This is a genomic window from Actinomadura sp. 6N118 (assembly GCF_044326415.1).
Classification (GTDB): domain Bacteria; phylum Actinomycetota; class Actinomycetes; order Streptosporangiales; family Streptosporangiaceae; genus Spirillospora.
In genome coordinates this window covers 58,744-77,028 of record NZ_JBIRAZ010000027.1, presented here as the reverse complement: position 1 = coordinate 77,028, position 18,285 = coordinate 58,744, and the positions used below count along the sequence as shown (strand labels likewise).

Below are 18,285 nucleotides of genomic sequence, written 5' to 3'. Positions count from 1 at the left end.
GCTAAGGGGACGAGCCTCCGGGGTAGGGACAGATCATGCGCAGTATCTGGAAGGGCGCGATCTCCTTCGGCCTGGTCACGATCCCGGTCAAGGTGTATTCGGCGACCGAGCAACGGGACGTCTCCTTCCACCAGGTGCACCGTGAGGACGCCGGTCGCATCAAGTACAAGCGGGTCTGCACCGTGGACGGCGAAGAGGTGCCGTACTCCGACATCGCCAAGGGCTACGAGCTGCCCAGCGGCGAGATCGTCGTGCTGACCGACGAGGACTTCGCCGACCTGCCGCTGTCCACGAGCCGCCGGATCGACGTGCTGCAGTTCGTCGAGCAGTCCGAGGTCGACCCGATCTACTTCGCCAAGTCGTACTACCTGGAGCCCGACGGCACCGGCGCCAAGCCGTACGTGCTGCTCCGCGAGGCCCTCGAACAGTCCGGCCAGGTCGCGATCGTGAAGGTCGCGCTGCGCCAGCGCGAGTCACTGGCGACGCTGCGGGTGCGGGAGGGGATCTTCGTCCTGGAGACCATGTTGTGGCCGGACGAGATCCGCGCGCCCGAGTTCCCGTTCCTGGAGGAGGACATCGAGATCCGCAAGCAGGAGCTCTCGATGGCGACCTCGCTGATCGAGTCGATGGAGGGTGAGTTCGACCCGGCGGAGTACAAGGACGCCTACCGGGAGGCGCTCCAGTCGGTCATCGACGCCAAGGTCGAGGGCCGCGAGGTCACCAGGCCCGAGCCCGAGGAGGGTGAGGAGCCCGCCGCCGACCTGCTCAGCGCGCTGCGCGCCAGCGTCGAGGCCGCGAAGAAGAGCCGCGGCGAGAAGGACGGCGAAACGAAGAAGCCCGCCGCGCGCAAGTCGACGGCGGCCAAGTCCACCAAGAGCACGGCGAAAAAGGCGCCCGCCAAGTCACGCAGCCGCAAGTCCGCGTGACTTGGCCCTTTCGGCTGGGGATCCCATTCGGCTGGGGATCCGATTCCGGGCTGGGGATCCGATTCCCGGCTCAGGAGCCGAACGGCACGGTCGTGCAGAGTAGGCGCGCCCCTGCGTCACCCGTCTCGTGGTTCGTCGGATGCGCGTGCACGACGACCGACCCGGCCGCGCCCTCGGCGATCCTCCACGGCACCCGCACCTGGGCGGCCGCATACCCGCCCTTGTGGACCTGCAAGTCCAGCCAGATCTCCTTGTCGTGCAGCGGAGTCCCGGGAAGCGCGTCCGGGTTCTGGTAGTGCGGGCCGGCGTCGGCGGGCTTGGGGCCGCACGCGTTCGTGTGAACGTGGGCGCCGAGCGTCTTGCCCACCTCCGAGGACGGCAGGCCGGACACCAACAGCAGCACGGTGGTCGACTCCTTCGCCATCGCCCTGGTGACCACGACCCGCTTCTTAACCTCGGCGTACGCGGCGTCGTAGGAGTAGGTCGGCCCCTTCACCATGATGGGCTTCTTCACCATGATGGGCTTCGAGCTGGCCAGGGCGGGAGCCGCGAAGAGCCCCAGAGTGGCTCCCGTCGCAGTCACCGTGATGGCCGAACGCTTCAGCAGGCGCATGACATCCCTTTCGTCGCTTGACCTACGCGACGATCCTGCCCACTGGCGCCGATCTAGTCGTCCTCACACGCCCCGAGTTAGCGTCGCGTTCATCCGGACTGGTCGAGAACGGGTTGGAGTGTCGGCCGCTTTGCCGTGATCAGGTCACCGGATGACCGTCCGCGGAGCCGGCGTCCCACCCAGGGCGCGAGGTAACCGCGCGCCCACCGGGCGTTCCACAACATCCGCGCGCCCCGGCCGAGCTCCGGCAGCGGGTCGAGGACCGGGTCGCGCCAGTCGCCGGCGGGCACGCCGAGCTCTTCGAGCGTGGCCAGCGCCACCCGGCGGTGCCCAGCCGGGGACATGTGCAGCCGGTCGACGTTCCACATCCGCCAGTCGCGGAGGACGTCCATCTGCCACTGGTCCACGACGTACGCGCCGTGCTTGGCGCCCAGGAGACGGATCTGGTCGCTGAACGCCTCCACGCGGCTCCGCGTCAGCCGGATCACGGGGGATCCGATGGGATCGGCGGCGGTGAAGAGCACCACGTCCGCGCCGGTCGCCCGGATCCTCCCGACGGCGTCGTCGAGCCGTGCGACGAGCGCTTCCAGGTCCGACCCAGGCCGGAGCATGTCGTTGCCGCCGCCCGACATCGAGACCAGGTCGGGCTTCAGCTCCAGCGCGGCGGGCAGCTGCTCCGTCACGATGGGGTCGAGCAGGCGCCCGCGGATCGCGAGGTTGGCGTACTTGACACCGTCGTTCGCCACACCGTCGTTCGCCGTGGCCAGCCCCTCGGCCACCCGGTCCGCCCATCCCCGCCAGCCCCCGTCGGGGTACGGATCGCCGAGCCCCTCCGTGAAGGAGTCACCAATCGCCACATATCGCGTCCAAGACATGCGCCAATGATATTGACCTGGACCTGTTATTGATCTGGAGCGCATGGGCGCTCCTCGGGCGTGCTCAAAGCCGCGGCGGCGCGGGTCCTCCGCACCGCGCCGCCGCGGGGACTTGGGGCCATGCCTACTGAGCCGCCTAGTGAGCCGCCTAGTGAGCCGCCTACTGAGCCGGATCGACTTCAGTTCAGGGGGCTTGACTGTGCAGCCGAGAGATTGCCGAAAGTGTCTCCGCTTGTGAGCTAGATCACAAGGACTTTCCGTAACTTCATGCTCACTCTGGCGTACATGCGGGAGGGCCGGGATCGTGTCCCAGCCCTCCGGATGCCGCAAGATTGGTGATCAGCGGGGGTCGAAGGCACCCCGCTTGGCGTCGTGCAGGAAGGTCGTCCACTCTGAGGCGGTGAACTCCAGGTGTGCGACCCGGTCCTTGGAGTCGCGGACGGCGACGAGGCCGGGGGTGCCCGCCACCTCCACGCAGTTGCCGCCGCCGCTACGACCTGCGGTGCGCCAGACGGCGAATCGATCGGAGATCATTGTTCCTCCGTATCGTCGGGCAGCTCCTTTGCTGCCTGGGCGAGTAGTGCGAGGCTCTCGTCCTCCGGCAGGGCCGCGTCGTGCAGCCGTTGGTACAGCTCGTCATACGGGGCCACCTGCTCGGGTTCGGTGAGGACGAGGTCGGCGTCGACCGTCTCGATCGCGACCACCGTCGGGTCGTCGGAGTCGGCGTAGGTGTAGGCGGAGAACGCCGATCCGGGGAGCGAGTAGCCGGCGATCAGGGCGTTCACCGGCAACACGCGGAGCGAGACGTGCGGCGAGTCGACCGTGTGCCGCACCAGGTGCTCGAACTGGGCACGGGCGACGGGCGGCGGGGCGGCGGGGCGGCGCACCGCGAGCTCGTCGATGATGACCTGGTAGGTCGGCCCGCCGGGCCGGCGCAGCATGCGCTGCCGTCCGGCCCTGCCCTTGATGACGCCCCGGACGTCCACCCGGCCGGGCCGCAGCGCGTTGAGGGCCTCGGCGGCGGCCTGGGTGAACTCCGGGATCTGGAGCAGGCCCGGCAGGTAGGTCTGCTGGTATTCGCGGATGGTGACGGCGCCTGCTTCGAGATTGGCGTAGAGGGCCTGCCGTTCGCCCATCGCCTTGATGTCCGACTCCCACCAGCCCTTGGCCGCGGCCTCCTGCGCGATGGTCACGATTTTCGTCCACCGGTCGCCGTCGACCTGCAGGACGTCCAGGAGCTTGATGATGTCGTTCTGGTCGGGCGCGATGTGCCCGTTCTCGAGCCGGCTGAGCTTGGTCCTCGCCTCGCCGATCTTCTTGGCGAGCTGCTCATGGGTGAGCCCGGCGTCCTCACGGAGGGCGCGAAGCTCGATGGCCAGACGACGGCGACGTACGAAGGGGCTAATCATGCCGGGCTCCAGAACCAGGGCCGAGTCCGAACCGTGCAAGACCTGCGTGCGTTTGTGAGCGTACGCCGCGCGACCGCACTCCGTAACCGGAACCTGACAGATTTCGTAGGTCACGGCCCAATTGTTTCGTGTGTCGGGTGGCCGGTCGGACGATGATGATGTGGGCAGAGGGGCTCTGCGACGTGAAAATCGACAGGCCGCTTGTCTCAGCGTCTTGTCTCGGCGTCAGGATCAGCGCACGGAATAGTGGGCCGCGCGGACGGCGTGCAGCCACCGCTCGACCGTCTCCTCGTCGGGCCGGTCGGGCAGCGGCGTGCGGAGGCGGCCGATGCGTTCCTCTGCGGCGGCGATCATCTCGCGCGCCTCGTCGATGGCGCCTGCGGCCACCCGCTCGCCGAACGAACGGAACTTCTCCGGGTCGTCCACGCGGATCTGCAGATGCCCGGTCGCGTAGAGGTGTTCGCCTTGGGTCACCAGGCGGTAGAGGTGCCGCGCGTGCTTGGCGGTCCGCTTGCGCGTGTCAGCGGAGAACGAGCCGTCGCCGCGGCTTTCGAGCCGCTTGAACTGGGCCGTCGCATAGCCGAGATACGCGTCGCGCACTCGCCCGGCGGACAGGAACGCGGTGCGGATGCCGATCAGGTCGTCACCAAGCGGCGTACGCGTCTCGTAGAACTGATCCGGCAGCCAGGCCAGCTCCGTCGCGGTGGGATTGCAACCCAGGGCAAGTGCCGCCCACTTGCCCGCCTCATGGAACGTGACGTCCGGGTCGGTGCTGACCTTGCTGGCCTTCTTGCCGATCGGCAGGTGCAGCCCGTGGAACTGCTCGGTCGGAGCCGCGTAGATCCCGAGCCGGTCCACGTCGGACTCAGGCGTCGCCAACCCATACGCGGTCGACCCCACGATCCCGGACAGCAGCACGTTCATGGACCAAACGTGACACACCCACCGAACGCCCCGCGACCACATTTAGAAGCGTCATTTAGAAGCGTCGCCATCGACTTGCGTGCCTTGCCGAGGACCATGGAAGGTTAGACAGACATTAGTGTTCTTTTTGGGCAGGGTGTTGACGCATGGACCCGCTGCAGGGTGGCGATCCACGGCAAGTAGGGACGTATCGCCTGCTGGGACGACTGGGCGGCGGCGGGATGGGCCAGGTGTTCGCGGGCCGTTCCCGCGGCGGCCGGCTGGTCGCGGTGAAGCTCGTGCGGCCCGAATTGGCGGGCGACGCGGGATTTCGCCGTAGGTTCGCCCAGGAGGTCGCCGCGGCGCGGCGGGTCGGCGGGTTCTACACCGCGCAGGTGGTCGACGCCGACCCCGGCGCCGATCCGCCGTGGCTGGTCACCGCCTATGTCCCCGGCCCATCGCTGCAACAGGCCGTTCACGAGCACGGGCCGCTGCCGGCGGCGGCACTCGGTGTCCTGGGAGCGGGGCTGGCGGAGGGGCTGGACGCGATCCACGGCGCGGGCCTGGTGCACCGTGATCTCAAGCCCGGCAACATCATCCTCGCCGCCGACGGCCCGCGCGTCATCGACTTCGGGATCGCACGGGCCATGGACGCCGCTCACACCTCCACCGCCGTGCTCGGGACTCCCGGTTTCATGTCGCCCGAGCAGGCGCGCGGGCAACAGGTGGGCCCGGCCAGCGACGTGTTCGCCCTGGGATCGGTGCTCACGTTCGCCGCGACCGGGAACGGACCCTTCGGCATGGGCTCGGTCGAAGCCGTCGTCTACCGGGTCGTCCACGCGGAGCCGGAACTCACAGGCGTCCCATCCCACATCGCCGCTGTGGTCATCGCCTGTCTGGCCAAGGACCCAGGGCAGCGGCCAAGTCTCCGCGAGATTCTGGACCGCCTAGCGGTTCCGCACGCGGGGGGCGGGCCTTGGCTACCTCCAGCCGTCACAACGATGGTCAGCACATACGAACGCACCACGAGGCCACCCGGGTGGCACCCGAGCCGCCGCGCCTTCGTGGTGGGCGGGCTGAGCACCGCCGCTGTGGCGTCCATTCCGGTGGTCGCACTGCTGAACTCACCCCCTGCAGGAGCCGGCAAGCCGCGCGCGAGCGCGACCTCCCTCCCGGCGGTGCTGCTAGAAGGCGACGGTGAGATGCGGTCGGTGACGTTCAGCCCCGACAGCGGCCTCCTGGCTGGCGTCGGCGACGACGGTAGGACCAGGCTCTGGAAGGTGGCCTCCCGAACGCCGGCCGGGACGTTCACCCACAAGGTCGTCAACCCGTGGTCCAAGCCGCTTTCGGCGGTCACGTCGTTCAATCCGGAGTTCAGGTCCGCCCGGTCCACGGCGTTCAGCCCGGACGGAGCCCGCCTGGCGGTCGGCAACGGCGACGGGACGATCAGCCTCTGGGACGTCGCCACCGGCGATGTCACGACCCTTCCCTACCTCGACCCGGTCGAGTGGGACGGCGCCCTCAGCGCCGTGGCGATCAACCCGGTGAACGGGACTTTGGCGTCCACCTATGACGCACCGGCCGTCCGGCTGTGGGACCTGGCCGCCCGGAGTAGCATCGCGACCTTGACCACCGGTGACGGCTACTGGGCCGCCGCACTGGCGTTCAATCCCTCGGGTGACGTGCTGGCCACCGCCAGCGGCAACGACATTCCCGGGAACAAGAGCACCGACGGGCGGCTGCAATTGTGGGACGCGTCCTCCCGAACGAACATCGCCACCCTTGCGCACACCAATTCCAATGTGAACTCCCTGGCGTTCAGCCCCGATGGCAAGACCCTGGCGAACCTCTGCAACGACGGCACCATCACGCTGTGGGACGTCGCGGCCCGCACCAGGACCGCCACCCTCTCCGGCGCCGGCTCGGGCGTGACGTGCATCGCCTTCGGCAAGGGCGGCGTCTTGGCGGGCGGCTTCAACGACGGCACCATCACGCTGTGGGACGTCGCCGCCCGCAAGAGCATCGCCTCGCTCAGCACCGGCACCAGGATCAACTGCGTCGCCGTCAGCCCCGACGGCACGACGGTCGCGGCCGGTGGCAAGCGCCTCACCGTATGGACGATGAAGTAAGCCGCCGCCCCGCAAGCCGGTGCGCCCGACAGACCGTCCGGATACTGGCGGTGCTTACCTGAGAGGTAATCGCTCTGGTCGGTCTGTGCGGGCAAGGATGGTGATCTTGCCGCATCACTACGACGTGGTTTCAGACCGGGAGGATTCATCATGCCCATGGCCACATCCGCGACCACGCGGACGGTGGTGGAGGAACTACTCCGCCGGATCGGTGAGGGAGACCCTGAGCGTGTGGCGGAGCTGTATGCCGATCATGGGGACTGGAAGTTGAGCTGGCCGGAGGCCGAGCATGGCCGCGCAGACACCCCGTGGATCCGCCACCGCTCCACCCGCGCCGACGCGGCCGCCCATTACCGAGAACTCGCCGGACACCATGTGCCCGAGCACGTAGCCACCGAGATTGAACGTGTCCTCGTCGACGGTGATGAGGCGGTGGTGCTCGGCGAGATCCGCCAGACCGCCCGCCCGACCGGACGTGCCTACCATGCCCGGTTCGCCCTGCACCTCACCGTCGAACACGGCCTTATCACTCGGCACCACATCTATGAGGACAGCCTCTCGGTTGCTCAAGCGTTCGATGCCACGCGCGTGGGAGGCAATCACTGAACAACGCCAGGACGGCGGCTCTCAGCTGAGAGCGGGCTGAACGCGGAGGACTCGGCATTCTGGCACGGAGCCCTGGAGCAATTGGCCAGGCCTGTCGGACCGGAAGATTTGCGCGACACGGCTGAACGTGCCAATGCGGCCCTGTCCAGTGTCCTGTCGGGTGGCCACAAAGCCACCAAGGTCACCGTCATCGTCGAGCCAGAGCCCTGACCGGCGGCGGGACCGGGCTTATTGAACGACTCCCGCCCCCGTACGGCTTTCGATGACAGCCTTGAGTCCGCCCTTACCGAGCCCGATGCCGGGAGCCGCGCCGAGGCTCGGCCATCATGCGAGTGTTTCACCGCTGCTGGTGGGCGCGTTCGGGCTTTGGGTTCGTGCCTGCCTCTGAGTTTGTGAATTTGCGGGTTGCTGCGGTGCCGCTTCGCGGTTGTTCGGCAGCGGTCACCCCTCTGGCTCCGCACCCCGCCCGGCCGGCGGGTAGCCCGGGCTAAAGACCTAAAAGCGGCAGCGACAAGAAGGCAGACGGCGGGCACGGCAGGTGCGTGCGGACAGGTTTCTGGGCGGCAGCTTACTTCGTGCCGCTGCGCGGTTGGCGGCAGCGGTCACCCCTTTGGCTTCGCGCTCCGTCCGGCTGTCGGGTGGGGCGGGGCTGAAGGTCTAAAAGCGGCGGCGACAAGAAGGTAGGCGGTGGGTGCGGCAGGTGCGTGCGGACAGGTTTCTGGGTGGCAGGTTGCTTCGTGCCGCTGCGCGGTTGGCGGCAGCGGCTACCCCTTTGACTTCGCGCTCCGTCCGGCTGTCGGGTGGGGCGGGGCTGAAGGTCTAAAAGCGGCGGCGACAAGAAGGCAGGCGGTGGGTGCGGCAGGTGCGTGCGGACAGGTTTCTGGGTGGCAGGTTGCTTCGTGCCGCTGCGCGGTTGGCGGCAGCGGCCACCCCTCTGGCTCCGCACCCGTCCGGCTGTCGGGTAGGCGGGCTAAAGACCCAAAAAGCAGCAGCGACAAGAAGGCAAGCGGCGGCCGCGGCAAGTGCGTACGCACCGGTTTCCGAGCGGCAGGTTACTTCGTGCCGCTGCGCGGTTGGCGGCAGCGGTCTCCCCTTTGGCTCGCAGCTCGCCCGGCCAGCGGGTGGGGTGGGGCTGAAGGTCTAAAAGCGGCGGCGACAAGAAGGTAGTGGGCAGGGGCGGCAGGTGCGTAGGCACAGGATTCCGGGCGGCAGCTTTCTTCGTGCCGCTGCGCGGTTGCGGCAGCGGTCTCCCCTTTGGCTCGCGCCCCGCCCGGCAGGCGGGTGAGGCGGGCTAATGGCCCAAAACGGCGGCGACAAGAAGGTAGGCGGCGGGCGCGGCAGGTGCGTACGCACCGGTTTCCGGGGGGCAGGTTACTTCGTGCCGCTGCGCGGTTGGCGGCAGCGGTCTCCCCTTTGGCTTCGCGCTCCGCCCGGCAGCCGGTCGGTTGGGGCTTAAGACATAAAAGCGGCGGCGACAAGAAGGTAGTGGGCAGGGGCGGCAGGTGCGTCCGCACAGCTTTCCGGGCGGCAGCTTACTGATCTGCCGCTGCGCGGTTGCGGCAGCGGTCTCCCCTTTGGCTCCGCGCCTCGCCCGACTGCCGGGTGGGCCGGGCTGAGGCCTTAAAGCGGCGGCGACGAGAAGGTAGGCGGCGGGCTCGGCTGGTTGGTGTTGTGTGGGTTGGCGGTGGCTGATGTTCGACCCTTTAGCCCCGCGCGGAGCGCGGGATGTGCCGCAACCCCAGGCGGCGGCGCACCCTCACCCTTGTGACGCATGGCTGGACTCCCGCAACCGCAACCAACGTGACCGCAACCCACGACAAAGCCGCACAAACCGCAAACGGTCATTTCGGCGCCGCTCAACCACCCACCCAGACCAGCCGACTTAACCTCCGATCCACCCGTCCGCAACCGACAACGACCGTGGGACGACCCCCCACCCCACCCACCCACAAACGCACACGCTGACCTTGTCGAATGACGCCGACTTAACCTTCCGGCTCACCGCTCCTGATCAACGGAAATTGCGGGACGACCGCCTACCGCACCCGGCACAAAAGGTGGCCGGATACCGCTGGCAATCGGCACTCAACACCTTGCGATATCACCGAACGTGACGATAGAATAACAGTATGGATTCGATCGTGGCGGGACTAGATTCCGCTTCCACCGCTGAATTGGTGGAAGCGGCCGCCGCGATCACCACCCAACTCGCCCAGCGTGCGGCGCCGGAGTCGGGTCCGGTGTGCATGGAGTTGGCCGAGCAGTTCGCCGCCGCGTTGGATCAGGGTGAGCAGGTGCTGGCGGGGTTGATCGCGGTGGTGGACCGGACCGGCGAACCCAAGCACTGGGGGTTGGCGTCCACCCAGGCGTGGTTGCGGTGCCGGTTGGGCATGCGCGAGGGCCGCGCCCAAGAACGCCTCACCCTGGCCCGCCAACTCCCCCGGCTGCAGCAGGTGAACCAGCAACTGGCCACCGGCGCCCTGTCGTATGGGTACGCCGCCACCATCGCCGACGCCGTACAACGCCTCAACGATGACGACTGCGCCGCCGCCGAGGGCATTTTGTTGGAGGCGGTGGCGGGCGGGGTGTCGGCGCGGAACCTGGCGCGGCTGGGCCGCAGAGTGCATGATCTGGTCGCCGAACTCGCCGGGGAAGATAAACCGCCCGAGGATGCGGCGCGGGGGTATCAGCGGTCGTGGGTGACCGTCAGCCGGTCGCTGGATGGCGGCTGTTACCTGCACGGGTGGCTCAATCCCGAAGACACCGCCATCCTGGACGGCACCCTGGCGCCGTTGGCCAAACCCGCCGGGACCAACGACCGCCGCGATCTGGCCGAACGCACCGCCGCCGCCCTATCCACCGTGCTATCTGGTGGGCACAGGGACACCCGGGTCACTGTCATCGCCGACCTGCAGACCCTGACCGGCGATGACCGGCCCGGGCGGCTGCGGGACGGCACCCCGATCCCGGCGGCGCAGGTGCGGCGCATCGCCCTCAACGCCGGAATCTCCCCACTGATCATGAGCGCCGACCATGTGCCGCTGTATTTGGGGCATGCGGTGCGGATCGCCACCGCCGGGCAGCGCCGGGTGCTGGAAACGCTGTATGACACCTGTGCGGTGCAGGGCTGTGAGGTGCCGGGGTTGTTGTGCGAGGTCGATCATGTCGATGGGTGGGCGCTGGGCAACAGCCCCACCGACATCGACAAACTCGCCCTGTGCTGCGGCTGGCACAACCGCTGGAAACACACCCACCCCGAGCAGATACAGATCACCACCACCGAGGATGGCCGCTACCGGTATCGGGCGCTTCCTCCCGACGGGGTCGCCAGACCCAGACACGGCAGACCTGTCGATCAGGCCGACAACCCCTGGCACGACCACGCGGCCTGACCACTCCGCACACCCCCCAGCCTGCAGCCCGGCGCACTCCCAGCGCCGGGCCTACAGGCACGCCCCGCGCACAACCGCTTTCACCATGGCCGCACTCGCGCCGGGCAGCATTGCCGCTTACTCGTCCTCGCCGCCACTGCTGGTCCAACCCCGCTGGTGCCCGGTCCAGAGATTCTGGAGCAGTAGCGGCAGATGCGGTCGACGAGGGCGGCGATTTCGACACATTCGCCATCCTCATCACCGCTGTGACTGCTCTACGCCTTGTTGTGGAGTGGTGGCGGACGGCGGTGGCGAGGGCATGGCGGGTGAGGCCGAGTGCAGGCCCGTGGGGTCCTTGCTGTCGCGCACGCCGATACCGTCGCCGAGCACAGGACACCTCGATCCGCCTATGGCTCAACGCGTGATCAGCCCGCATCGAGAGCGTCTGCCCGTCTCGTCAGGTCTGCTGCGATGTGGTCCCAGTCCGGGCCGTGCAGCCACAGATTCTCGGCAGCCTGTCGCATCAGCGTCGGCTCGTTCGGCCGCTGCAAGAGCGCCAGCCGATAGGCCAGATTCCGGACCCAGATCGGCAGGTGGCCGTCGACCACGTGGGGGCAGAGCTCACGCAACATGGCCAGGATCGAATCCGCGTCAGCGAAGGTCAATTCTTCGACGAAGTAGTGCTCCCGGTGTTCCAGGTTGCACTCCGGTACCGGTCGGTACTCGTCCCCGTAGAGACATCGGGCGTGCTCCACCAGGCTGCTGTGCATGTGCTGGAGCCTACGACGCGATGATTCGCCCGACAGAACCTAATTCGCCGCCCTCACCTCCGCTCCAGCGTGCCGGAGGGTGGTGGCGAAGACGCGGGCCGCCCAGCTCTGAGCAGGCGGTATCCGATCGGAAACCGCAGGTCCGCATAACGTGAGCCGCATGAGCGAGGAAGTCTTCGACAGCCCGAAAGCGTGGGTCGCCGACCACATCAAACGATTCCTGGACAACGATGGTCGGCCCAGGCCGGGCATGAACGACCTCCTGCTGACCACGCGGGGCCGCCGGTCGGGCAAGCTTCGTCGGACCGCACTGGTCTACGTCCTCGATGGCGACCGCTACCTCCTCGCGGCCTCCAACCGTGGAGCCGCCACCCACCCCGCGTGGTATCTCAACCTTGCCGCTGACCCCGCTGTCACCGTCCAGATCGGCACCGAGACCTTCTCCGCGGTGGCGCGAACGGCGAACTCGAGCCAGAGGCCGCACCTATGGCAGGCCTTTACCTCGGCCATGCCGATTTACGAGACCTACCAGCAGGAAACCTCTCGCAACATCCCCGTAGTGATCGTCGAACGTCAGGGCACCGCGTTCTGCACGTCCTCGTAGACCCGCGACCACCGCGAGTCGAACCTCCCCCGTCCGACGCCTGCCAGCGAGGCTCACCCGTATGCAGCGGACTCCGGCGACCATAGACGGACGGTCAAGGAGATCCGGGCCATCACTCTCCGTCAAAGCCCCACACCTCGCGCCAGAGCCATTCTTAGCGGCCGCTGTCAGCCTGCGGGCGGCATGCCCATCTCCCGCTCGATCGCATCAACGGACGCCTCGTCTGCTGCGAGCCTGCCCGGCGCTCCTCTTGGATGTGCGACCGTCGGACTTCTTGATCCATAAGGCTCATGCCGAGAGCGTTGCATGCCCGGCCGACATCGCCTCTTTGCCTCCCGGCGGCGCATTGCTGGCGACACCGGCATGGAGGTCTATGGCCGCGGCTAGTGTCTCGCGTTCGTCGATCACCCGGTCATCACGCCTCGGTCGCCGGGCTCGTTCAGCTGGGCTTGGTGTCCATCCCCTCGAACCGTAGAGACCTGTTATTGGGGGTTGGTGGTCATGCCGCCGCTGTGGCGGCATGCGTCTGTTCTTGGTCGTCTGTCCGGTTGCGTGCGCGTTCGTAGTCGATCGGGCTCATCATGGCTGCGGCCGAGTGGTGCCGAACGATGTTGTAGTCGTCGATCCAGGCGGCGACCGCTCTGCGGGCTTGGTCGCACCGGTGGCGGGCCAGTAGTTCCAAGGTGGAGTTGAACGCCTCAGCGACCGCGTTGTCCAGGGCGGAGCCGGTGCGGCCCATCGATTGGGTGGTGCCGGCGACGGTGCATGCCTGTTTGAACAGCTCGCCACCCCTGGTCGGTGTGCATCACCACACCCGGCACCTCCCCGCCGCGGACGGCGATGGCCACCTGCAGGGCGGCCTTGGCCAGTGCGGCGTCGTGGGGGGCCGACACGGCGAACCCCACGCAACGGCGCGAGTGCAGATCCAGGATCGAGGCGAGATGCAAGCGGCCTTCGGTGTTGGGCAGCTCGGTCAGATCACCGACCCCGACGGTGTCTGGCCGGACCGGCGGGGTGAAGCCGCTCGGGTGCCTTGCGTGCCGATCGGTCGGGCCGGGTGGTGCTGCGGCGGCGGTGTTTGGGACGGGCGGCCAAGCCCTGGGTGGCCATCGCCTTGGCGACGGTGTTCACCAACAGTCGCCAGCCATCGCCCGCAGGTCGGCGGTGATCCGCGGTGGGCCAGCGTGCCGGCACTGACTCCCAGATCCCTGGCGATCTGCGCGATCGGCTTGCCGGTCTCGTTCACCAGCCGCACCGCGCCCTCCTTGAAGTCCTGATCGAACTTCCGCCGTGATTCCGCCATCGCCGCCTTCCTTAAGGCGATGCCTCCACGGTACGAGGGGAAGCCCATGGCGGTTGAAGGCGAGTGCGGGCCGTGGCTGGCTTGATGTCGCGTACGCCGACGTGGTCACAGGCCAACCATCTCGACACACTGGCCGCCGTCGTCGCCGCTTTTGCGTGACGCCGCCGAATGGTGGCGCATGGCGGTGGCAAGAGCTTGGCGGGTGACGGTGAGTGCGGGTCCTTGCTGTCGCGGTCACCGATACCGGCGACTTCGATGCATTGGCGGCCCTCGCTGCCGGTGTAGCTGCTCTTACGTTACGTGCGGGATTGCTGATCGAAGGGCGTTGCGTGTGAGGAGCAGGGTGGGAAGGCCATGTGGGGCGAGCGGTGCTCGCCCCACATCGGGTCAGGTGCCGGCTGGTTCTAGGGTCTTGGGTGCGGGCGCTTCGGACTCGCGGATGCCGTAGCGGCTGTAGAGCTTGGCTAGGCCGGGCGGGGCCCACCAGTTGGCGCGGCCCATCAGGCGCATTGTGGCTGGGACCAGGATTGCGCGGACGATGGTGGCGTCTACGAGGAATCCGATCGCCATGATGACGCCGGTCATCTTGATGAACGTGATGCCCGAGGTCGAGAAGGCTCCGATCACCACGATGAAGAGGAGTGCGGCGCTGGTGATGATGCCGCCTGTGCGTTGGAGGCCGATGGCCACGGATTGGGTGTTGTCGCCCGTCAGGTCGTACTGCTCGCGGATGCGGGAGAGCAGGAAGACCTCGTAGTCCATCGACAGTCCGAAGAGCATCGCCAGCATGAGGATCGGCATCGCGGGGGCGATGGAGCCGGTGGCGGTGAAGTCGAGGGCCCCGGAGAGATTGCCGTCCTGGAAGATCCAGACCATCGCGCCGAACGCGGCGGAGAGGGAGAGGAGGTTCATGAGGACGGCCTTGATCGGAAGCACGATGGAGCCGAAGGCGAGGAAGAGCAGGACGAACGTCGCCACGCCGACGGTGAGGGCCAGCCAGGGGAGGGTCTCGCCGATGCTGTCGAGTTGGTCGACTATGTCGGCCGAGGCGCCTCCGATCAGGACCTCGGTGCCTGGAGGCTTGGGTACGTCCCGGACTCGTTCGACTAGGGCGCGTGCTTCGGCGGAGGCTGGCTCCTCCTGGTAGAGCAGGGCGATGCGGGTGGTGCCGTTCTGCGAACCCGTGACGGTCGCGCTGGTGATGCCGGGGGTGGCAGTTAGGCGGTCGGTGTAGGTCTTGACTTCAGTCGAGTCGCCGGTGACGACGGCTTCGATCGGGCTCGTGGCGTTGCGGGGGAAGTCGCGTTCGAGGGTCTCGGCGACGACGCGCGCTTCTGCGCCGGTGGGCAGGACCTTGGCGTCCACGCCGCCCCAGTTGATGCCGAGGAACGGCGCGCCGAGGGCGAGGATGATCGCGGTGGCGCCGACGGCGTAGAGCACGGGACGGCGCATGACGCTGTGGCCGAGCCGCAGCCAGCGGTCGTTGGACGGGCGCTTCTTGCGGCGGATCGAGACGGCGTTGACGCGGGGGCCGAGCACGGCGAGGAGGGCGGGCAGCACGGTGAGCGCGGCGACCATGCAGACGAGGACGGTCGCGATCCCGCCGTAGCCCATGGAGACCAGGAAGTTCTGGTCGAAGAGCAGGAGGCCTGCGAGCGAGACCGCGACGGTGATGCCGGAGACGGCGACGGTTCGGCCTGCGGTGGACATCGTGTTGGCGATGGCGTCCTCGGTGGAGCCGGTGCGTTCGAGCTCTTCGCGGAACCGGCCGACCACGAAGAGGGCGTAGTCGATCGCCAGTCCCATCCCGAGGAACGTGGTGATGTTGATCGCGAAGATCGACACGTCGGTGGTGTAGGTGAGGGCGTGCAGGGCGGTGAACGAGCCGAGCACGGCCAGCCCGCCGATGAGCAGGGGGAGGCTCGCCGCGACCAGGCTGCCGAAGATGAGGACCAGGAGGATCAGCAGAATGGGCATCGCCATCCCCTCGGCGCGCGCGATGTCGGCGGAGACCCGTTCGTTGACGGCGGTCTCGGTGCCCTGCTGGCCGCCGACCTTGGCTGTCAGCGCGCTGGACGTCTTGGTGAGGTCGTCGGCGATCGCGTCGTAGTTCTTCTCGCGGGTCTCAGCGTCGGCGCCGGCGAGTTGCAGGACGGCGTACGTGGCGGTGCGGTCCTTGCTGACGAGCTGTGGCGACTTGGACTTCCAGTACGTGGTCGAGTTTGTGGTCTTCCCGGCCGGAATCGCGGCTAGGGCCTGGTCGACCGAGCGCTGGTACGCGGGGTCGTCGACCGTCCGGCCGTTGGTGCTCTTGTAGAGGATGACGACGTCGGCGCCGTCTCGCCCAAGGGCACGTTCGGCGGTCTCCGCCGCGCGGGCGCTCTCGCTGCCCGGGGTGTCGAAGCCGCCCGCCGATGTGAGAGCGCCGAACACCCCCGTGCCCCAGACGGCCATGAAGACGATCGCGATGAGGGAGAGGCCCAGAATCGGGTGCCGTCGCCGGTGTACGAGGCGGCCCCAGCTTTCGAACATCGTGTGCTCCTATATGAACGCTGTGTTACTTCCACTAACGGTGGTGAATGGCGTTAACTAGCTAACAGTGTTAACCTTGCATGCAGCATTCACTTCCGTCAAGGGTGTTTTTGGGGAATCATGCGGAGACACTCTTCGGTGATGGGGAAGGAGCTCGCACGGTGGTGGAGTCACGGCGCGACCGGTTGCGCGCGGCGACCATGCGGGAGATCTCCGACACGGCGCGGCGGATCCTGGTCGAGCAGGGCCCCGAGGCGGTCACGCTGCGCGCGATCGCCCGCGACATGGGCATGACGGCGCCGGCGCTCTACCGCTACTTCGACAGCCACGGCGAGCTGCTCAGGCATCTCGTCGGCGACCTCTTCACCGAGCTCACCGAGGAACTGGTCAGGGACATCAAGGCCGTGCCGGAGGGTGACCTGAGCGGGAAGTTCATGGCAGCCTCGCGCCGCTTCAGGCGCTGGTCACTGGACCATCGGCGCGAGTACGCGCTGCTGTTCGGGGCCCCGCTGCCGGGCCTCGGTCACAAGGAGCAGGCGGACTTCGCGGAGGAGTGCGCGCGCCGGTTCGGGGCGACGTTTCTCGGCCTCTTCCTGGAGCTGTGGCAGAAGGCGAAGTTCCCGATCGCGGCCGACGAGGAGATCGAGCCTGGGCTGCGGGAGCAACTGCGGCGCTATCGGGCCGAGGCGCTCGGCGTGGATCTGCCGTTGGGGGTCATCCAGCGGTTCTTGCAGTGCTGGATCCGGCTCCAGGGTGGCGTCAGCCTGGAGGTCTTCGGCCATCTTGACTTCGCCCTGGACGATGCAGAGCCGCTCTTCGAGCTCACCATGGTCGAGGTCGGCGGGACGCTCGGGCTGACGTACGCCCCGCCCCGCTGACGCACATCGCCGACCTGATACGGAGGACGGGACGTCCCGACCGCATCAGGCCGGCGATGGTGCTCGGGGCTGTGGGTTGGTTGCTGGTCAGTACTGCGGGAGGCTCGGGTCGATCTGGTTGACCCAGGCGACCACGCCGCCCCCGACGTGAACGGCGTCGGCGAAGCCCGCGTTCTTGACGACCGCGAGCGCCTCGGCGGAACGCACCCCGGACTTGCAGTGCAGGACGATCTTCCTCTCCTGGGGGAGCTGCTCCAGGGCGGCGCCGTTCAGGAACTCGCCCTTGGGGATCAGCGTCGCGCCCGGGATCGAGACGATCTCGTACTCGTTGGGCTCGCGCACGTCCACCAGGAAGATGTCGTCGCCGCGGTCCTGCATGGCCTTGAGGTCGTGCACCGAGATGGTGGAGTCCTTGGCGGCCTCGGCGGCCTCGTCGGAGACCGCGCCGCAGAACGCCTCGTAGTCCTCCAGGAGCTCCGTCTGCGTCGGGTTCTTGCCGCACAGGGGGCACTCGGGGTCCTTGCGGACCTTCACGTTGCGGTAGCTCATCTCGAGGGCGTCGTAGACGGTCAGGCGCCCGACGAGCGAGTCGCCGATGCCGGTGATGAGCTTGATCGCCTCGTTCACCTGGATGGAGCCGATGGAGGCGCACAGCACGCCGAGCACGCCGCCCTCCGCGCAGGACGGCACCATGCCGGGCGGCGGGGGCTCGGGGTAGAGGCAGCGGTAGCACGGGCCGTGCTCGGCCCAGAACACCGACGCCTGCCCGTCGAAGCGGTAGATCGAACCCCACACGTACGGCTTGCCGAGCAGCACCGCCGCGTCGTTCACCATGTAGCGGGTCGCGAAGTTGTCGGTGCCGTCGACGATCAGGTCGTACTGGGCGAAGATCTCCATCACGTTGTCGCGGTCCAGCGACGTGTTGTGCACCTGGATGTCGATCAACGGGTTGATCTCGCGCACGGTCTCGGCGGCGGACTCGGCCTTGGGCTTGCCGAGCGTCGACTGCCGGTGGATGATCTGCCGCTGCAGGTTGGACTCGTCCACGATGTCGAAGTCGATGATGCCCAGCGTGCCCACGCCGGCGGCGGCGAGGTACATCAGCGCCGGGGAGCCGAGGCCGCCCGCGCCCACACACAGGACCTTGGCGTTCTTGAGGCGCTTCTGCCCGGCCATCCCGACATCGGGGATGATCAGGTGTCGCGAGTAACGATTGACCTCGTCACGGGTGAGCTCCGCTGCGGGCTCGACCAGAGGTGGCAACGACACGGTGAGTGCTCCTGAGTTGACGCTGTGCTCTTAAAGGTGACGCTGTGCTCTTCAAGGCTGTGCGGTTCTGGGCGGGACAACGTCGTCCTTCAGGCGA

Annotated in this window: 17 protein-coding genes and 1 pseudogene; 6 read left to right on the top strand and 12 right to left on the bottom strand. The window is 67.8% G+C overall.

Going from position 1 to position 18,285, the window contains the following annotated elements; translation table 11 throughout:
• Positions 1-35 precede the first annotated feature (35 nt).
• Positions 36-926, top strand: a complete 891-nt coding sequence (locus tag ACH34W_RS46430) for a Ku protein (RefSeq protein ID WP_395967646.1) — start codon at positions 36-38, stop codon at positions 924-926.
• Between the two features lie 70 nt (positions 927-996).
• On the opposite strand, the gene ACH34W_RS46425 is transcribed toward ACH34W_RS46430, so the two are convergent.
• The 5 genes from ACH34W_RS46425 to ACH34W_RS46405 form a co-directional block, all read right to left on the bottom strand.
• Positions 997-1,539, bottom strand: coding sequence for a superoxide dismutase family protein (locus ACH34W_RS46425; protein ID WP_395967645.1), 543 nt, complete (start codon positions 1,537-1,539; stop codon positions 997-999).
• 89 nt (positions 1,540-1,628) lie between these two features.
• Entirely contained in the window at positions 1,629-2,414 is a 786-nt protein-coding gene (locus ACH34W_RS46420; protein WP_395967644.1) for an SGNH/GDSL hydrolase family protein, read from the bottom strand.
• Positions 2,415-2,753: 339 nt separating this feature from the next.
• On the bottom strand, positions 2,754-2,948 hold the full coding sequence (locus ACH34W_RS46415) for a DUF397 domain-containing protein (protein ID WP_395967643.1): 195 nt from the start codon (positions 2,946-2,948) through the stop codon (positions 2,754-2,756).
• The gene (locus tag ACH34W_RS46410) at positions 2,945-3,823 is read right to left on the bottom strand and encodes a helix-turn-helix transcriptional regulator (protein ID WP_395967642.1); all 879 of its coding nucleotides are present in this window, start codon (positions 3,821-3,823) and stop codon (positions 2,945-2,947) included. The genes ACH34W_RS46415 and ACH34W_RS46410 overlap by 4 nt, the downstream gene beginning before the upstream one ends.
• A gap of 231 nt (positions 3,824-4,054) precedes the next feature.
• Complete coding sequence (locus tag ACH34W_RS46405; protein ID WP_395967641.1) at positions 4,055-4,747, bottom strand: DNA polymerase beta superfamily protein; 693 nt, start codon at positions 4,745-4,747, stop codon at positions 4,055-4,057.
• Between the two features lie 146 nt (positions 4,748-4,893).
• Here ACH34W_RS46405 and ACH34W_RS46400 point away from each other — a divergent pair, with 146 nt between their 5' ends.
• The 3 genes from ACH34W_RS46400 (at position 4,894) to ACH34W_RS46390 (ending at position 10,853) form a co-directional block, all read left to right on the top strand.
• Positions 4,894-6,855 carry a WD40 repeat domain-containing serine/threonine protein kinase gene (locus ACH34W_RS46400; RefSeq protein ID WP_395967640.1) on the top strand — a complete coding sequence of 654 codons (1,962 nt, stop codon included), beginning with the start codon at positions 4,894-4,896 and terminating at the stop codon, positions 6,853-6,855.
• Positions 6,856-7,005: 150 nt separating this feature from the next.
• Positions 7,006-7,461 (top strand): nuclear transport factor 2 family protein, encoded by a 456-nt coding sequence (locus ACH34W_RS46395; protein WP_395967639.1) that lies wholly within the window; start codon positions 7,006-7,008, stop codon positions 7,459-7,461.
• A gap of 2,129 nt (positions 7,462-9,590) precedes the next feature.
• Positions 9,591-10,853, top strand: coding sequence for a DUF222 domain-containing protein (locus ACH34W_RS46390; RefSeq protein ID WP_395967638.1), 1,263 nt, complete (start codon positions 9,591-9,593; stop codon positions 10,851-10,853).
• A 404-nt stretch (positions 10,854-11,257) separates the two neighbouring features.
• On the opposite strand, the gene ACH34W_RS46385 is transcribed toward ACH34W_RS46390, so the two are convergent.
• Positions 11,258-11,602, bottom strand: a complete 345-nt coding sequence (locus tag ACH34W_RS46385; protein ID WP_395967637.1) for a hypothetical protein — start codon at positions 11,600-11,602, stop codon at positions 11,258-11,260.
• Positions 11,603-11,762: 160 nt separating this feature from the next.
• On the opposite strand from ACH34W_RS46385, the gene ACH34W_RS46380 reads away from it, so the two are divergent.
• Positions 11,763-12,206, top strand: a complete 444-nt coding sequence (locus ACH34W_RS46380; RefSeq protein WP_395967636.1) for a nitroreductase family deazaflavin-dependent oxidoreductase — start codon at positions 11,763-11,765, stop codon at positions 12,204-12,206.
• A gap of 499 nt (positions 12,207-12,705) precedes the next feature.
• On the opposite strand, the gene ACH34W_RS46375 is transcribed toward ACH34W_RS46380, so the two are convergent.
• The 5 genes and pseudogenes from ACH34W_RS46375 to ACH34W_RS46355 all read right to left on the bottom strand — a co-directional run bounded on the left by ACH34W_RS46375 (position 12,706) and on the right by ACH34W_RS46355 (position 16,041).
• A complete protein-coding gene (locus tag ACH34W_RS46375) occupies positions 12,706-12,987 on the bottom strand; it encodes an integrase core domain-containing protein (RefSeq protein WP_395967722.1) in 282 nt (93 codons plus the stop codon).
• Positions 12,905-13,153 (bottom strand): DDE-type integrase/transposase/recombinase, encoded by a 249-nt coding sequence (locus ACH34W_RS46370; protein WP_395967635.1) that lies wholly within the window; start codon positions 13,151-13,153, stop codon positions 12,905-12,907. The genes ACH34W_RS46375 and ACH34W_RS46370 overlap by 83 nt, the downstream gene beginning before the upstream one ends.
• Before the next feature lie 26 nt (positions 13,154-13,179).
• The gene (locus ACH34W_RS46365) at positions 13,180-13,509 is read right to left on the bottom strand and encodes a transposase (protein WP_395967634.1); all 330 of its coding nucleotides are present in this window, start codon (positions 13,507-13,509) and stop codon (positions 13,180-13,182) included.
• Between the two features lie 11 nt (positions 13,510-13,520).
• Positions 13,521-13,793: pseudogene (locus ACH34W_RS46360) on the bottom strand (hypothetical protein); the annotation flags it as partial.
• A gap of 103 nt (positions 13,794-13,896) precedes the next feature.
• Entirely contained in the window at positions 13,897-16,041 is a 2,145-nt protein-coding gene (locus ACH34W_RS46355) for an MMPL family transporter (protein ID WP_395967633.1), read from the bottom strand.
• Positions 16,042-16,202: 161 nt separating this feature from the next.
• On the opposite strand from ACH34W_RS46355, the gene ACH34W_RS46350 reads away from it, so the two are divergent.
• Positions 16,203-16,919, top strand: coding sequence for a TetR/AcrR family transcriptional regulator (locus ACH34W_RS46350; RefSeq protein ID WP_395967632.1), 717 nt, complete (start codon positions 16,203-16,205; stop codon positions 16,917-16,919).
• An 87-nt stretch (positions 16,920-17,006) separates the two neighbouring features.
• Here the strand turns inward: ACH34W_RS46350 and moeZ are convergent, their stop codons facing one another.
• A complete protein-coding gene (gene moeZ, locus ACH34W_RS46345; RefSeq protein WP_395967631.1) occupies positions 17,007-18,188 on the bottom strand; it encodes an adenylyltransferase/sulfurtransferase MoeZ in 1,182 nt (393 codons plus the stop codon).
• Positions 18,189-18,285 lie beyond the last annotated feature (97 nt).

What these genes read in the sequence shown, in the direction of transcription:
- ACH34W_RS46390 (WP_395967638.1), top strand. Translation starts at nt 9,591, where the DNA reads ATGGATTCGATCGTGGCGGGACTAGATTCCGCTTCCACCGCTGAATTG.
- ACH34W_RS46425 (WP_395967645.1), bottom strand. Translation starts at nt 1,539, where the DNA reads ATGCGCCTGCTGAAGCGTTCGGCCATCACGGTGACTGCGACGGGAGCC.
- ACH34W_RS46385 (WP_395967637.1), bottom strand. Translation starts at nt 11,602, where the DNA reads ATGCACAGCAGCCTGGTGGAGCACGCCCGATGTCTCTACGGGGACGAG.
- ACH34W_RS46395 (WP_395967639.1), top strand. Translation starts at nt 7,006, where the DNA reads ATGCCCATGGCCACATCCGCGACCACGCGGACGGTGGTGGAGGAACTA.
- ACH34W_RS46380 (WP_395967636.1), top strand. Translation starts at nt 11,763, where the DNA reads ATGAGCGAGGAAGTCTTCGACAGCCCGAAAGCGTGGGTCGCCGACCAC.
- ACH34W_RS46355 (WP_395967633.1), bottom strand. Translation starts at nt 16,041, where the DNA reads ATGTTCGAAAGCTGGGGCCGCCTCGTACACCGGCGACGGCACCCGATT.
- ACH34W_RS46430 (WP_395967646.1), top strand. Translation starts at nt 36, where the DNA reads ATGCGCAGTATCTGGAAGGGCGCGATCTCCTTCGGCCTGGTCACGATC.
- ACH34W_RS46415 (WP_395967643.1), bottom strand. Translation starts at nt 2,948, where the DNA reads ATGATCTCCGATCGATTCGCCGTCTGGCGCACCGCAGGTCGTAGCGGC.
- ACH34W_RS46410 (WP_395967642.1), bottom strand. Translation starts at nt 3,823, where the DNA reads ATGATTAGCCCCTTCGTACGTCGCCGTCGTCTGGCCATCGAGCTTCGC.
- ACH34W_RS46420 (WP_395967644.1), bottom strand. Translation starts at nt 2,414, where the DNA reads ATGTCTTGGACGCGATATGTGGCGATTGGTGACTCCTTCACGGAGGGG.
- ACH34W_RS46400 (WP_395967640.1), top strand. Translation starts at nt 4,894, where the DNA reads ATGGACCCGCTGCAGGGTGGCGATCCACGGCAAGTAGGGACGTATCGC.
- ACH34W_RS46365 (WP_395967634.1), bottom strand. Translation starts at nt 13,509, where the DNA reads ATGGCGGAATCACGGCGGAAGTTCGATCAGGACTTCAAGGAGGGCGCG.
- ACH34W_RS46405 (WP_395967641.1), bottom strand. Translation starts at nt 4,747, where the DNA reads ATGAACGTGCTGCTGTCCGGGATCGTGGGGTCGACCGCGTATGGGTTG.